This is a genomic window from Pseudomonas sp. FW215-R2, from assembly GCF_058789255.1.
Genome location: NZ_JBYTBO010000009.1, coordinates 32773 through 46695, shown reverse-complemented (window position 1 = coordinate 46695; position 13923 = coordinate 32773). Strand labels below are relative to the sequence as shown.

Below are 13923 nucleotides of genomic sequence, written 5' to 3'. Positions count from 1 at the left end.
TAAATTGACGCGTTGCCGTTGATCGGCTGACAAAGCGCTGCAAGTGGTTCAGGCATAAGCTCTTTGGATCCCATCCAGCGCAGCGCTCAAGGAGATCGATCATGTTCGGAATGCGCGCCCAGGACACCGCCCCCGCCACGCACTTTCGCAGCGACCGGGTGTGCCGGGTCAACGGCGAACTGTTTTTCAGCACCCGGGAGAACACCCTCGAAGGGCCGTTCGACAGCCCCGAGAAAGCCGAGCAGGAAATCCGCGCGTACATCGCGCGGATGCAAATGATGGATTCCGGCAGACCGTTTTAGCGCACCGCTTCAAACAACCCGGTCGCGCCCATCCCACCGCCTACGCACATGGTCACGATCCCGTAACGCAGGTTGCGTCGCTGCAACTCGCGCACCAGATGCCCGACCTGCCGCGATCCGGTCATGCCGAACGGATGGCCGATGGAAATCGATCCGCCGTTGACGTTGTACTTCTCGTTGTCGATTTCCAGCCTGTCACGGGCGTACAGGCACTGCGAGGCAAACGCTTCGTTCAGCTCCCACAGATCAATGTCCGCTACCTGCAAACCTTTGGCCTTGAGCAGCTTCGGCACCGAGAATACCGGGCCAATGCCCATTTCGTCCGGCTCGCAACCGGCCACGGTGAAACCGCGGAAAAACGCCTTCGGCTTGAGCCCCAGTTGCAGGGCTTTTTCCAGGCTCATCACCAGCGTCATCGAGGCGCCATCGGACAACTGCGACGAGTTGCCGGCGGTCACTGAACCGTCCTCGGCAAACACCGGTTTCAATCCGGCAAGGCTTTCATAGGTGGTATCCGGGCGGTTGCAATCATCGCGATCGACGATGCCGTCGAGGATCTGCACTTCACCACTGTTCTTGTCTTCAACCCGGTACTTCACCGCCATCGGCACGATTTCATCGTTGAACAGGCCGGCTGCCTGCGCCTGGGCGGTGCGGATCTGACTTTGCAGCGAGTAGCGATCCTGGGCTTCGCGGCTGACACCATAACGACGCGCCACCACTTCGGCGGTCTGGCCCATGGTGTAGTAGATGCCGGGCGTCTGCTGCTTGAGCAACGGGTTGATCAGGTGATCGGTATTGACGCTTTTCAGGGTCAGGCTGATCGACTCGACACCGCCGGCGACGATGATGTCGCTGCAACCCGAAGCGATCTGGTTGGCGGCAATCGCAATCGCCTGCAGACCCGAAGAACAGAAACGGTTGAGGGTCATGCCCGCGGTGCCGGTGCCCAGTTGCGAGAGCACCGCCACGTTTCGGCCGATGTTGTAGCCCTGGGCGCCTTCGTTGGAGCCGGCACCGACGATGCAATCCTCGACGCTGGCCGGGTCGACGTCGTTGCGCGACAGCAAGGCGTTTACACAATGGGCCGCCATGTCATCGGGACGGGTCTGGTTGAACTTGCCGCGAAAGGACTTGGCCAGGCCGGTCCGCACGCTGTCGACGATCACCACTTCACGCATGGCATACCTCATTGTTGTAGTCGGTTGAGAGTGGACCGAGCATAAGTCCACCCAATCGCCGACTGCGACAATCATTCACCTCGCGTATGCGTGCCCATCGGTCAGTCCTTGTGTTTCTTGGCGTGCCTGTCGGACTTCTCGAAGGCCTCTTCCAGTGCACGGTTGATCGTGCGCAGCACCTTGACCCGGGCCCAGCGCTTGTCGTTGGCCTCGACCAGCGTCCACGGCGAGATTTCGGTACTGGTGCGGTCGACCATGTCGCCCACGGCCCCACGGTATGCGTCCCACTTGTCGCGGTTGCGCCAGTCGTCTTCGGTGATTTTGAAGCGCTTGAACGGGATCTCTTCGCGCTCCTGGAAACGCTCCATCTGCGTGTCCTTGTCGATCGCCAGCCAGAACTTGACCACGATCACGCCGGCGTCGGCGAGTTGCTCCTCGAAGTCGTTGATTTCGCCGTAGGCGCGCATCCAGTCGGCGGTGCTGCAAAAACCCTCGACCCGCTCCACCAGCACCCGGCCGTACCAGGATCGGTCGAACACAGTGAACTTGCCCCGGGCCGGAATGTGCCGCCAGAAGCGCCACAGGTACGGCTGCGCCCGTTCCTCTTCGGTCGGCGCGGCAATCGGCACGATGTTGTACTGACGCGGGTCGAGCGCCGCCGCGACCCGACGGATCGCCCCGCCCTTGCCCGCCGCATCGTTGCCTTCGAACACCGCCACCAACGCATGCCGGCGCATGCGTTTGTCACGCATCAGCCCGGACAGTCGCGCCTGCTCGGTGATCAGTTGTTCTTCATAGTCTTTCTTTTCCAGGCGCTGGGTCAGGTTGAGGCTGTCGAGCAGGTTCAACTGATCCACCGAGGTGCCCAGCGGCTGGGCGTTGACATCGTGCGGGTGGACGTCGGGGCGCTTCAGCGCATTCTGCAGGCCTTCGAGCAGAATCTTGCCGACCGTCAGGCTGCGGTAATGCGCGTCCATCCCTTCGATGACATGCCACGGCGCGTAATCGCGGCTGGTGCGACGCAACACGCGCTCACCGTATTTGACGAACTTGTCGTAGGTCTCCGATTGCTGCCAGTCCAGCGGGCTGATCCGCCAGCTGTGCAACGGGTCGTCGGCCAGGGCCTTGAGGCGCGCCTTCATCTGTTTCTTGGACAGGTGGAACCAGAACTTGAAGATCAGCGCGCCTTCATCGCACAGCATCTTTTCCAGACGCTCGGCGCCGGCAATCGCCTGATCAAGTCGCGGGTCCTTGAACAAGCCGTGCACCCTGCCCTGCAGCATCTGGCTGTACCAGTTGCCGAAGAAAATCCCCATCCGCCCCTTGGCCGGCAGCATCCGCCAGTAACGCCAGGCCGGTGGTCGTGCCAGTTCTTCGTCGGTCTGCTGGTCGAACGTGCGTACTTCGATCAGGCGCGGGTCCATCCATTCGTTGAGCAGCTTCACTGTCTCGCCCTTACCGGCGCCTTCGATGCCGTTGATCAAAATGATCACCGGAAAGCGCTTTTGCTGCTGCAATTCGAACTGGACTTCAAGCAGTGCTTCACGCAGGGCGGGCACAGCGGCTTCGTAGGTTTCTTTGTCGATGGCGTGACCGATTTCAGCGGATTCGAACATAGGGACGGCTCCTTCCAGGATTCAGCAAGACTAGCGGATTGGGCACAGACACGGCACAGAAATTCCCGCCGGCGGCGGATTGTCCTTGAGTCATCAGCGGCAAGGCTTGCCATGGATCAAGCGCCGCCCGCGTGATCGGCTAGAATGGCCGCCTTGCCGTTGCCGAGCCTGCCATGAAACCTGTAATGCCCCACGCCCAACTCGACTGGGATGACCAGGGACGCCCGCGTTCGCGAGTGTTCGACGATGTGTATTTTTCCGATCAGTCGGGGCTGGATGAAACCCGCTACGTGTTCCTCGAACAGAACCGTCTGGCCGAGCGCTTTGCCGCGTTGCCGGCGGGCGGGCGACTGGTGATCGGTGAAACCGGGTTTGGCACCGGGCTGAATTTTCTCTGCGCCTGGCAGTTGTTCGAACAGCACGCGGTGGCCGGTGCGCGGTTGCATTTCGTCAGCGTCGAAAAGTTTCCGCTGAGCCCCGCCGACCTGCAGCGGGCGCTGGCGCTGTGGCCGGACCTCAAGCCACTGGCCGATCAACTGCTCAAGCATTACGTGGCAATCCATCAGGGTTTCCAGCGCATTGTTCTGGATCACGGTCGAGTGACCCTGACGCTGTTGATCGGTGATGCGCTGGAGCAGTTGCCGCAACTGGACGGCCAGATCGACGCGTGGTTTCTCGACGGTTTCGCCCCGGCGAAAAACCCGGAGATGTGGACTGCCGAACTGTTCGCCGAACTGGCACGGCTGGCGGCGCCCGGCTCGACCATCAGCACCTTCACCAGCACCGGTTGGGTGCGACGACTGCTCAACGCCGCCGGCTTCAAGATGAAGCGCACGCCGGGCATCGGTCACAAATGGGAGATTTTGCGCGGCGAGTTTCTCGGCTGGCCAGAGGAGGCTCCACCACCGGCGGCAGACAAACCCTGGTTCGCCCGCCCGGCTCCGTTGAGCAGTGAGCGTCGCGTCTTGGTGATCGGCGCCGGTCTGGCCGGTTGCGCCACGGCGGCCAGCCTCGCGGCGCGGGGTTGGCAGGTCAGTTTGCTGGAACGGCATGCGGCGGTGGCGCAGGAAGCCTCGGGTAACCCGCAAGGTGTGCTGTATCTGAAACTGTCCGCCCACGGCACCGCGTTGTCGCAGTTGATCGTCAGCGGTTTCGGCTACACCCGCCGCCTGTTGGAAACCCTGCAACGTGGCACCGACTGGGATGACTGCGGCGTGCTGCAACTGGCGTTCAATGAAAAGGAACGCGAACGGCAGGCGCAACTGGCGGCCGCGTTTCCTGAAGACCTTCTGCAATGGCTCGATCAACCCGAGGCTCAGGCCCGCGCCGGGATCGGTCTGGCGCACGGCGGTTTGTATTATCCCGAGGGCGGCTGGGTGCATCCGCCGGCCCTGTGTCAGGCACAATCCGCACAGCCTGGCGTCACGCTGTTCACCCATCAGGAAGCCGTGGAGCTGCGCAAGGTCGAAGGTCAGTGGCAAGCCTTCGACGGTGAACGATTGATCGCAACAGCACCCGTCGTGGTGCTGGCCGGTGCCGCCGAAATCAAGCGTTTCCCCCAGAGTGCCGACCTGCCCCTCAAGCGTATCCGCGGGCAGATCACCCGACTGGCGCAGACCGCGCAAAGCCAGGCGCTGGCCACGGTGGTCTGCGCCGAAGGCTATGTGGCACCGGCACGGTTGGGCGAACACACCCTCGGTGCCAGTTTCGATTTCAACAGCGACGACCTGACCCCGACCACCGCCGAACATCTGGGCAATCTGGCGATGCTCGAAGAGATCTCCACGGATCTGGTCAGCCGTCTGCACATCAGCGAGCTCGATGCTGACAGCCTTCAGGGCCGCGCAGCCTTCCGGTGCACCAGCCCTGACTACCTGCCGATTGTCGGTCCACTGGCCGACCGCGAAGCCTTCACCGAGGCTTATCGCGCCTTGAGCAAGGATGCCCGGCAAGTGCCGGACACTCCCTGCCCGTGGCTGGACGGTCTGTACGTCAACAGTGGCCATGGTTCACGCGGGTTGATTACCGCGCCACTGTCTGGAGAGTTGCTCGCGGCATGGCTGGACAACGAACCGCTGCCGCTGCCCAGAGCCGTGGCCGAAGCCTGTCATCCCAACCGCTTTGCCCTGCGCCGACTGATTCGTGGCAAATGACGCCCTCTGCGAAGGCAATCAGTCACCGGGCGCAATGCAGGTCCCCCTCTCGATCAACTCCGTCACCTGCAGGGTCAACCGTTGCAGCAAGGCATTTTCGGTCTGTTCCAGCCGGGTGGCGCAGAGGTTCATTTCACTGAGGTAATCGGCAGAGCTGAGTTCTTCAGCCCTGTCGAACAATGCCTGGACCTCTACTTGATGAGGCACCCGGGCATCGTCGAACTGCTGCGCAAAACTGTTCTTCACGTAGTTGCTCCAGAACGGCTGGCGAACCAGAAAATCCAGCCATTTGGGGGACAGTTCAGCCGTCTGGATTTGATTGATAGCCGTTACCAGATCATCACTCGTCACATCGGCGAGTTCAGCGTAACGCATGTGCGAGGGCTGCCCCGGCAGATCGAATGCCCGCGCCAGCCCCGTGCGATAGGCAAGGGTCACTTCCAGCGGGTCGGGTGATCCTTGATCCCGGGCGTGCTCCGCGGCGATCAGGTCGATTTGCTCAAGCTGGAACAAGCCTCGCGCAAGCCTCATCAGCACTGCCGCCGACACCTGCCGCCCCCCGGAAACGCGCAACACATTGCGTACATGCACGGCGACCTCCAGATGACTGAAGTTCAACGCCGCGTTATCCGTGCAATTGATCGGGTTGGCCGCCAGATCGAAAATCTGCTCGCGCAATTCGGCATCGGCCTGCGTCGCCTCCAGTACCGTCCAGACCCGCCGGGACATATCCTCGCGCACATATTCGGAGTCGGCGGTATTGCCCAGCTCGGCCAGCAAATGAAACAAGCCTTCGGCCATCGGGTCGTCGTTGATCGCAGTCCATGTTTGCAGGCGTCTGGTGCCTACGGTTCCTCCCGTTTCGGTCAGCCAGATCGAACGTGCCTGATGCTCGTCAAGGCGCGCGATATCGTTTTCCAGATAGCCCATGCCGACGCCAACTTTCTTGCGATAGTTGTCCAGATGAGTGCTGCTGAGTTCGGAAATCGGGTTGTTGCGCAGATTGATCGTTTCACTGAAGCGCCGGGGTGTTTCAAACAGCCATTGCGGCAAATCACGAATGTCGTTGTCACGCAGGTCTACCCGATCCAGATGGGGCAAGCGCTGCAAACCTTTAGGCAACTCCGTGGTGCGGGTGTTACGCACGCTGAGGTCAGTCAGCTCAAACATCTCGCTGACATCCAGCGTGGCCCCAAGGGGATTTTCGCTCAGGTCCAGGCTTTGCAGACTGCGCATCCGCGACAGTTTCACCAGGGCCTGCTCAGTCAACTGAATCCGGTTTTGCCCCAGGCCCAGACGCCTGAGATTCGGCATGAGCGAGATCACCTCCGGCAATTGCGTAAGCCTGTTGCGACCCAGTTCAAGCGTCTCGAGGTTCTTGAAGGCTTTGAGGAAATAGACGACATCGTTGTCCAGATGCATGTTTTGCAGAGACAGATGCCTGACATGGTCAAAGGTCAGCCCGGGGGGCAGGATCGGCAGCTTTCCGAACCGCATGCCATCGAGCTTCAGGCCATACGCCGAACGATGGAATTCGTCGGGCAGGAAGATCAGTCGGCGAAAACTGTCCTCGATCTCGTACGCGACAAGATGCCGACATTCGCGCACCTCGCTCAGCACCCCGCCCTGTGCCCTGATAGCCGCCACATCATCCATCCAGGTGTCGAGCACATTGCGCAGTCGCTCCAGATCATCCTGCAATTGCCTGACCCGAAGTGCCCGAGTCAGATGGTCGCTGCCCAACTGATCAAGAAACTCCCGGGCCTGCATATCGGAAAACAGCGGGAAGAGTTTTTTCACCTTGCGTAACAAACGCTGTGGATGACTCGTCGCCTCCCCGGATGGGTTGGCGAGCGTACACACGGGTTCACGATTCATCGGTTCAAACCGGTCACCGTTCAACAACCGGTTACAACCTTCACGCTCATCCAGTGCGCTACTCAATAATCGGTTGCGCAGGCGCCAGCCGTCTTCTGGCCTGACTCCTGACAGTCCAATCGCCTTGGTCTGGCGAGGCGAGAGTCCTTTGAGGATTGCCTGATACAGGCTGTCCGGCCCGAACATCTTGCCGAGTGATCGGGTCTGGCTATCGAACACCTCGTAACCGTTGTCGAGCCTGACCAGCGTGAGCGAGTTTCCGGGTGCGAGGGGTTTCTTGCCAAGGATCTCCAGCAGATTTCCCCTGAGTGACTGCGCCCGCAGTTCCACGTAAAGCTGCGAATCCCAACCGCTGTGTTGCGGCAACAGCCCGATGGCCAGCTTCTCGGTATCGGCATTGGCGACTTCAGCCAGGTAGAACCCTGTCAACGCCCGATCCAGGCGAACATTGCTCGTCGCCTCACTCAACCGTTGCGCAACGCCCATGGGCACTCGCCCGGTGGTTCGCAGAAGCGAGCGTTCGACACTCGAAGCCTGTCGGATCAGTTCCTGAGCATAACGCGCCGGCACATCGGGAAATGCTTGCCTTGCCTTGAGCACCGCACTGTCCAGGGTCTGGTCATAGCGCCGGTACAGGTGGTCGAACATCGAGCGACGATCGGCCTTGACCGCCGCCCCGATCAGTTTTGCCAGCGTCACCCCTCGATCGGCCGGCGCAACGTTCGCTCCGACCAAAGCGTCCACTTCTTTGGGATACAGGCCGTCGATGACGGTCTGCAGCAATTCACCCTTTTCCAGTTGGGCGTTGCTGACAATAACGCTCAGAGTGTCATCGTCAATCGAGCCGGGTGGAAAGGTCGCGGCAATGCCTCCGTCTTCGTCAACGACCTTGATGTAGCGATCCTGTGGCCAGTTGGAAAGTCCGGGTAAAGCCTGCAGCTGTTCCTGGACATGACGGGGATCAGTCGCCTCGCCACGCTCCATGGCGGCAATGAAGTCACGCACCCTGCGCTCAAGGCCGAACCGTTCGATCACATCTCGCAAACGGGGGGGCAGTGGCAGGCTGTCGTCGCTCAGCCGATGCAGTTCATCGAAGCGAGTGTCGGACAGACGCCGGATCATCTCCAGACGACTGTCATCGAGTCGCGCCAACAGCGGATCGATGCGTTTGAGTGTGTAAGCCCCGGACCATTGCTCGCTCGGCTCCGAGGCATGACGCCAGCCCCCGTGCTGATTGCGCTTGAGTATCGGGGCATAAGCCTCCGGGCGGACAGGATGCTGAATGCGCCAGGTCCTGGAAAGCGGATCCGACACCACGGCGTAGGCTCGATCGTCGACACGGGCAAAGACCTTGCCGTCAGCCTGATACAAGCCTGTCGCGTCAGATTCAGTCCCTGCCCCTGCCGGTAAAGGTTGCTCATAGGCACTCAGTTGCGGCTTCCACAATCGGGACTGTCCATTGCGGTCAAGAATGGCGGTGAAAGGCTGGAAGAAATCCGGGTGTTTTTGAATCGTCTTGATCGCCAGGGATTTCAGGGCCTTGACGCCGGCACCCACGGCGGCCATCAAGGCAAGGTTTTCCGCCACGCTGAGCAGGTGTGAAAAGGCTTCCTGACGGTCACCCCGATTCCAGTCCTCGATCCCTTCGTACACCTCGGTGAGCATTTGTCCGATCGCGACGCCCATCATCAATTGCCCCAGTACCGGCACGACGAACCCCGCCACGTTGGCGATCGTCATGCCGATTTCCAGGTACTGGATCAATCGTTTCTTGCGCTCTTCTTCATCGACATCGGCCGTCGGCACGGCGAGCGCACGGGCATCGAGTTGCAACTTGCCGACATGGCTCTTGAGCATAAATTCGAACAGCGGACCGGTCATCTCCAATTGTTTGATATGCCCCAGGCTCTCGGTGTCGGCAAACGTCTTGAAAAAGTCGACCTTGTCGACCTCTCCAATGCAGTGGGTAAAGTAACTTTTGTAACTGCCCACCCCCAGTTTGAACTCCAGGTACGCGACGAACGCCGTAAAGCTGGTGTACTCATAGAGTGGCTGGCCGGGTTCGCCGGGCATGTACACCACACACCATTGATCGGGATCCAGCTCGATCGATTTTTCAGAGAACACCACGACACCCCAGAGGCAGCTGTCGAGCGCTTCAATGCCCTGCATGATCAGCGGCCGGCCCTTGAACTGAAGGCTTTGGGCATCGACGACGCCACCGGCATCAATCAAGCGCTGAATCGTCTGAAAACCGTCCCGGGAAACGTGTTCCTTCATCAACGCCAGGTGCAGATCCAGTTGCAGCATCTGCTTTTTCATCACCGAGATATTGCGAACCATCGGGCCGGTAGCGACCCGACTGCCATTGACCTCCCTGACACCGAACACCTGCTGGAAATGTTCCTGGTATAGCCGGCCCAGATCCAGCTCCCGGCAGAGTGCGGCGAACGCCGTCGGTGTCAGACCGGGAACGCCATCAGGTTTGCTGGCAATCCGCACGACGCTGCCTTCAGGGAAATAATCGGCTTGCACCTCGTCTTCCGTGAAGTTCTGCATGGCCGCTTCGAGCAGCGTCGGGGTCGCCGGCGGAATGACTTTCTCCCCACCTCCAGACGGGGTCACCGCTTCACAACCGCAATAGCTTCCCGGCAACTCCAGATGGTCTTTCTCGACATCGAACACAGCCAGCCAGCGCGCAGTCAGGGCGCGATTCAACTGTTCGATGCAAAAATGCTTGAGCGATTGCAGCCGGCTCAGGTCTGTCTCGACTTGAGCCTGGGTTGTGTGCAAGTCACGCGCGGTCTTGTCCAGTGCCGCCAAGGTGTCGGCACTGGCCTTGAGCAGCACAGGGGGGAAGCTTTTCTGCAATGCCCTGGCGGTGTCCAGATCGCCTGTGGCCTCCAGCAAAAAGCTCAGTTTCTGTTTTTCCGTGAGGGTGATCGGTGTGACCGACACTGGTGTAGTGGACATGGGCAATATTCCTTTATTGCTGTTGAGTCCCTTCACCCTAGCGATCCCGTCATCAAATAAAAAACACGAATAACTGCCCGATCGGGCCTGCAAACAAGCAGCAATCCGTATGTTTCGAATACTTATCTACTACCTGACACTTCAGCCAGACTGGTAACGGCCCACCGGTCAGGCCAACGCACTTATAACTGATCGTTCTAAAACTCCCACATCCGAGCCGGGTCAGTTTCTGGGTACCGGCCATTTCGGCGCGGTTCAGCGACACCCTCTCCCCAACGGAAAAACCGGTAAGGACTTTATGTGCGGATTAGCTGGCGAGTTACGTTTTGATCAACAACCTGCAGACCTTGCAGCCATCGAGCGAGTCACCCATCACCTGGCGCCTCGCGGCCCTGATGCGTGGGGGTTCCATGCCCAGGGGCCGATTGCCCTGGGCCATCGGCGCCTGAAAATCATGGATCTGTCGGACGGCTCGGCGCAGCCGATGATCGACAGCCAACTGGGCTTGTCCCTGGCCTTCAATGGCGCGATCTACAACTTCCCGGAACTGCGTGCCGAACTCGAAGCGCTGGGTTATGCGTTCTACTCCGGCGGCGACACCGAAGTGCTGCTCAAGGGCTATCACGCCTGGGGCGAAGCGCTGCTGCCGAAACTCAACGGCATGTTTGCCTTCGCCATCTGGGAGCGCGATGCCCAGCGCCTGTTCATCGCCCGCGACCGCCTCGGCGTCAAACCGCTGTACCTGTCGCGCACCGGCCAGCGCCTGCGCTTTGCCTCGTCCCTGCCGGCGCTGCTCAAGGGTGGCGACATCAAACCGATCCTTGATCCGGTGGCGCTCAACCATTACCTGAATTTTCACGCCGTGGTGCCAGCGCCGCGCACCTTGCTGGCCGGCATCGAAAAGCTGCCGCCAGCAAGCTGGATGCGCATTGAAGCGGACGGCAGCACCGAGCAGAAAACCTGGTGGACGCTGCCATACGGCCCACACGACGACGAGAAAAATCTGACCCTGGAAGACTGGCGCGACCGCGTGCTCGACAGCACCCGCGAAGCCGTGGCGATCCGCCAACGGGCGGCGGTGGATGTCGGCGTATTGCTTTCCGGCGGTGTCGATTCGAGCATGCTGGTCGGCCTGTTGCGCGAAGTCGGCGTGGAAAACCTGTCGACCTTTTCCATCGGTTTCCAGGATGCCGGCGGCGAACGCGGTGATGAATTTCAATATTCGGATTTGATCGCCAGACACTACGGCACCCAGCACCATCAACTGCGCATCGACGAAAAGGAAATCATCGAGCAACTGCCCGCCGCCTTCCGTGCCATGAGCGAGCCGATGGTCAGCCACGACTGCATCGCCTTCTATCTGCTGTCCCGCGAAGTGGCCAAGCATTGCAAAGTGGTACAGAGCGGCCAGGGCGCCGACGAATTGTTTGCCGGTTATCACTGGTATCCGCAAGTGGACGGCGCGGCCGATCCGTACGCGGCCTATCGCGAAGCTTTTTTTGACCGCAGCTATGACGATTACGCCGCCACGGTGCAGCCTAAATGGCTGACCGCCAATGACGCTGCCGGCGACTTCGTGAAGGAACATTTCGCACAGCCCGGCGCCGATGCAGCGGTCGACAAGGCCCTGCGTCTGGACAGCACGGTGATGCTGGTGGACGACCCGGTCAAACGCGTCGACAACATGACCATGGCCTGGGGCCTGGAAGCGCGCACGCCGTTTCTCGACTATCGCCTGGTGGAATTGTCGGCCCGTGTTCCGGGCAAATTCAAACTGCCCGACGGCGGTAAGCAAGTGTTGAAAGAGGCCGCGCGACTGGTCATCCCAAGCGAAGTGATCGATCGCAAGAAGGGTTACTTCCCGGTGCCGGGTCTCAAGCATCTGCAGGGTGACACCCTGAACTGGGTACGCGAACTGCTGCTCGATCCGAGCCAGGATCGCGGCCTGTTCAACCCCGCCATGCTCGACAAACTGCTGACCAATCCACAAGGCCAATTGACCCCGCTGCGCGGCTCCAAGCTGTGGCAACTGGCGGCTCTGAATCTGTGGCTCAGCGAACAAGGAATCTGATCGATGAAACCTCACGCCACGGCTTACAGCCAGCGGCTGCTGCGCGGTCAGACACCGTCCTACGAACGATTGCAGGCGCGTCTGGCCGAAGATGGCAACCAACCGAGCGCCGAGCCGATCGCCGTGCATTGCGGCTGGGGCCGCTTGCTGATCGGCCACACCTTTCCCGACCCGGCCAGCCTCGCCCAAGAGTTGCTCAACGAGCAGCCCGGCGAGCGCGATATCGCCCTGTACGTGGCCGCGCCGCAGCAGGTTCTCGGCCTGGAACCGACTCAACTGTTTCTCGATCCGTCCGACACGATGCGCCTGTGGTTCAGCGATTACCGTCAGGCAACACGGGTGTTTCGCGGCTTCCGCATCCGTCGTGCGCAAAGCGAAGAGGACTGGCAATCGATCAATCAGCTGTATCAGGCACGCGGCATGCTGCCGATCGATGCCACCCTGCTCACTCCGCATCATCAGGGCGGCCCGGTGTATTGGCTGGCAGAGGACGAGGACAGCGGCGCGGTAATCGGCAGCGTCATGGGCCTCAATCATCAGAAGGCTTACAACGACCCGGAAAACGGCAGCAGCCTGTGGTGCCTGGCGGTCGATCCGCAGTGTTCGCGGCCCGGGGTTGGTGAAGTGCTGGTGCGACATCTGATCGAGCACTTCATGAGTCGGGGTCTGAGCTATCTCGACCTGTCGGTGCTACACGATAACCGACAGGCGAAAAACCTCTATGCGAAGCTCGGTTTTCGCAACCTCTCGACCTTTGCGATCAAGCGCAAGAACGGCATCAACCAGCCACTGTTCCTCGGGCCGGGGCCGGAGGCCGCGTTCAATCCCTATGCACGGATCATTGTCGAGGAAGCCCATCGGCGTGGCATCGATGTGCAAGTGGACGATGCCGATGCCGGGCTGTTCACCCTCAGCCATGGCGGTCGCCGGGTGCGTTGCCGCGAGTCACTGAGCGACCTGACCAGCGCCATCAGCATGAATCTGTGCCAGGACAAGAGCCTGACCCATAAAGTGCTGAAAAACGCCGGGTTGAATGTACCGGCACAGCAACTGGCAGCGAATGCGGACGACAATCTGGCGTTTCTCGACGAGCATCAGCGGGTGGTGGTCAAACCGCTGGATGGCGAGCAAGGCCAAGGCGTGGCGGTGGATCTGCAAAGTATCGAAGAGGTGCAGCAAGCCATCGAAACGGCGAAGCAGTTTGACAGCCGCGTGTTGCTCGAAAGCTTCCACGAAGGCCTCGACCTGCGGATTCTGGTAATCGGTTTCGACGTGGTCGCGGCGGCGATCCGGCGTCCTGCCGAAGTGGTCGGCGACGGCCATCACTCCATCGGCGCGCTGATCGAAGCCCAGAGCCGACGCCGGCAAGCGGCCACCGGCGGCGAAAGCAAAATCCCGCTGGACCACGAAACCCAACGCACCTTGCACGCGGCAGGTTACGACTACAGCAGCATCCTGCCGGCCGGCGAGCATCTGTTCGTGCGGCGTACGGCGAACCTTCACACCGGCGGCACCCTGGAAGACGTCACGGCGATTCTGCATCCGACTCTGGTCGATGCCGCCGTGCGTGCGGCGCGAGCACTGGACATTCCGATGGTCGGGCTCGACCTGATGGTGCCCGCCGCCGATCAGCCGGAGTACGTGTTCATCGAAGCCAACGAACGGGCGGGCCTGGCCAACCATGAACCGCAGCCGACGGCCGAGCGGTTTGTCGATTTGCTGTTTCCGCACAGTCAGCCGGCCGTTTGA

The 13923-nt window shown here is 60.7% G+C and carries 7 protein-coding genes; 4 read left to right on the top strand and 3 right to left on the bottom strand.

Annotated elements, in window-relative coordinates; translation table 11 throughout:
* Window positions 1–101 precede the first annotated feature (101 nt).
* Window positions 102–302: a DUF6316 family protein gene (locus AC3WRD_RS14275; protein WP_096821005.1), complete on the top strand. Its 201-nt coding sequence runs from the start codon at window positions 102–104 to the stop codon at window positions 300–302.
* Here AC3WRD_RS14275 and AC3WRD_RS14270 read toward each other — a convergent pair.
* The gene (locus AC3WRD_RS14270; RefSeq protein WP_085710837.1) at window positions 299–1483 is read right to left on the bottom strand and encodes a thiolase family protein; all 1185 of its coding nucleotides are present in this window, start codon (window positions 1481–1483) and stop codon (window positions 299–301) included. The genes AC3WRD_RS14275 and AC3WRD_RS14270 overlap by 4 nt on opposite strands.
* A gap of 101 nt (window positions 1484–1584) precedes the next feature.
* Complete coding sequence (pap, locus tag AC3WRD_RS14265; RefSeq protein ID WP_096821003.1) at window positions 1585–3099, bottom strand: polyphosphate:AMP phosphotransferase; 1515 nt, start codon at window positions 3097–3099, stop codon at window positions 1585–1587.
* 173 nt (window positions 3100–3272) lie between these two features.
* Here pap and mnmC point away from each other — a divergent pair, with 173 nt between their 5' ends.
* A complete protein-coding gene (gene mnmC / locus AC3WRD_RS14260; protein WP_102620496.1) occupies window positions 3273–5252 on the top strand; it encodes a bifunctional tRNA (5-methylaminomethyl-2-thiouridine)(34)-methyltransferase MnmC2/FAD-dependent 5-carboxymethylaminomethyl-2-thiouridine(34) oxidoreductase MnmC1 in 1980 nt (659 codons plus the stop codon).
* 18 nt (window positions 5253–5270) lie between these two features.
* Here the strand turns inward: mnmC and AC3WRD_RS14255 are convergent, their stop codons facing one another.
* Window positions 5271–10103, bottom strand: a complete 4833-nt coding sequence (locus AC3WRD_RS14255) for an NEL-type E3 ubiquitin ligase domain-containing protein (RefSeq protein WP_102620497.1) — start codon at window positions 10101–10103, stop codon at window positions 5271–5273.
* Window positions 10104–10401: 298 nt separating this feature from the next.
* Here AC3WRD_RS14255 and AC3WRD_RS14250 point away from each other — a divergent pair, with 298 nt between their 5' ends.
* A complete protein-coding gene (locus AC3WRD_RS14250) occupies window positions 10402–12174 on the top strand; it encodes an N-acetylglutaminylglutamine amidotransferase (protein ID WP_102620498.1) in 1773 nt (590 codons plus the stop codon).
* A gap of 3 nt (window positions 12175–12177) precedes the next feature.
* Complete coding sequence (gene ngg, locus AC3WRD_RS14245; RefSeq protein WP_102620499.1) at window positions 12178–13923, top strand: N-acetylglutaminylglutamine synthetase; 1746 nt, start codon at window positions 12178–12180, stop codon at window positions 13921–13923.